The organism is Rhodococcus sp. YH1 (assembly GCF_009939605.1).
Classification (GTDB): Bacteria; Actinomycetota; Actinomycetes; order Mycobacteriales; family Mycobacteriaceae; genus Rhodococcus; species Rhodococcus aetherivorans.
This window is the reverse complement of the sequence record NZ_WVTE01000183.1, coordinates 1-1,928: the sequence shown is the minus strand read 5'-3', so window position 1 is coordinate 1,928 and position 1,928 is coordinate 1. Positions and strand designations below refer to the sequence as shown.

1 protein-coding gene and 1 pseudogene are annotated in these 1,928 nt (G+C 65.9%); both read left to right on the top strand.

Going from position 1 to position 1,928, the window contains the following annotated elements; all coding sequences use genetic code 11:
* Positions 1 to 545 (top strand): annotated as a pseudogene (locus AIIKEEIJ_RS14130) (ferredoxin); the annotation flags it as partial.
* An 88-nt stretch (positions 546 to 633) separates the two neighbouring features.
* A partial coding sequence (locus AIIKEEIJ_RS14125; protein ID WP_238406359.1) for a class I adenylate-forming enzyme family protein occupies positions 634 to 1,928 on the top strand: 1,295 nt, incomplete at its 3' end.

The window sequence follows — 1,928 nt, the reverse complement described above, 5'->3', positions numbered from 1 at the left end:
CGCCGGTCGAGATTCTCGGCGGCACTCGCGTCGAGGGTCTGCGGATCGCACCGTACGGCCAGGCGGGGCCCGGCGAGGACCTCGACGCGTCTCTGGTGTTGCGGTCGGTGGGGTATCGCGGCCGTCCGGTGTCGGGTCTGCCGTTCGACGCGGTCCGCGGAACGATACCCAACGTCGCAGGTCGCGTCGTCGATCCGGCCGGCAACCGTCCGATATCCGGTGTCTACGTAGCAGGCTGGATCAAGCGGGGGCCGACCGGCGTGATCGGGACCAATCGATATTGCGCAGCCGAGACCGTCGAAGCGATCGTTGCTGACCACGAACGCGCCCTCCTGTCGCGGCCGAGCCGCACGGGCGACGATCTGGCGGCGATCGTCGAGACGCGCTGTCCGGACGCGTTCGGCTTCGACGGCTGGCGGCGCATCGACCGGTACGAACGTACCGAGGGGCGTCGCCAAGGCCGTGCCCGTCGGAAACTGGTCGAGGTCGATGCGATGCGCGCCGTCGCCCATGGTGCGGACGCCCATTCGTACTTGCCTCAATAAACAACAACCTTTAGATTTAATAGGCGGGTGTGATCTGCGCCTCACCGAGGTGGGCCCGCATCGACGACACACATTCATGGAGGGCTACATGAGCGGCACCGTTGTAGACGCTTTGACCTACTGGTCTCGGTCGAAGCCGGATCTGCCCGCGATCGATTTCGACGGCGATGTCGTCAGCTACGCAGAGCTGTCGAGCTGGGCAGACGGTGTTGCACACGACCTCGCCTCCCGTGGCGTCGCGCCGGGTGATCGAGTGGGCTTCCTCGGTGCCAACAGCCTGGAATGGGCCGTGGCCTCGCTCGGCGCCATGAAGGTCGGCGCCATCGCCGTGGGTTTCAACCAGCGCATGCTCACCGGCGAGCTCACCACCCTCGTCGACGACTGTGAACCCTCCGTGGTCTACTGCGAAGAGGCACTGCTGCCGCGACTCGAAGAGGTCCAGCAGGCACGCAACACCTTCTCGATCGCCGTGTTCGAGAAGGATGTGCGCCCGCTGCGCGGCCGCGAACACGCGAAGTACCGCTCGCCGGTCGTCGATCTCGACGCTCCCACTGCCATCGTGTTCACCAGCGGCACCACCGGGAAGCCGAAGGGTGTGATCTTCACGCACGCCACGATTGCCGGTGAGATGCACGAGTGGTCGCTGATGGAACCAATTCAGCCGAACGGTCTGCGCCCGGTACTGGTGCTGCCGCTGTTCACCGCCGCCGGCATCGTCTGGGGCATCTCGCGTGTCGTGCTGCACGGCGGAACCTTGTTCCTGCAGCCGGGATTCGACCCGTCGTCGGCGCTGCGCGTCCTCTCCGAGGACAAGGCCAACACCCTGACCGGGCCCCCGATTCTCTTCGAACAGATCGCGAAGGTGCCCGGATTTGCCGACACGGATCTGAGCCACATGATCACCGCACACGTCGGCGGAGCGCGCGTGCCCGTCGACCTGCTGCGCAAGTGGCAGGCCCAAGGGGTGTCCCTGCGGCAGATCTATGGTCAGACGGAGATCGGCGGATCGGCCACCGCAATGCCGCGGGACGAAGCCGCGGAGCACCCCGACAAGTGCGGGTGGGGCGGCATCTTCACGAAGATCCGGGTGGTCGACCCCGAGGGCAACGACCTGCCCCCCGACGAGGTGGGCCAGATCCTGTTGCGGGGACCGGGGATGATGCCCGGGTACTGGCGCAACGAGGAGGCTACTCGCGCGGCCCTGATCGACGGCTGGTTGCAGACCGGAGACCTCGGCAAGCTCGACGAGAACGGCTACCTCCCAAGTCGATCGCACTTTGTGGGTGCGATCGTGGTCGGCTCAATGAACCATTTATGGCGTGCTCACACGTGCGGAACACGATCCAAACAAGACGAGCGTACTGCTATCGACCCGGTCCGCCA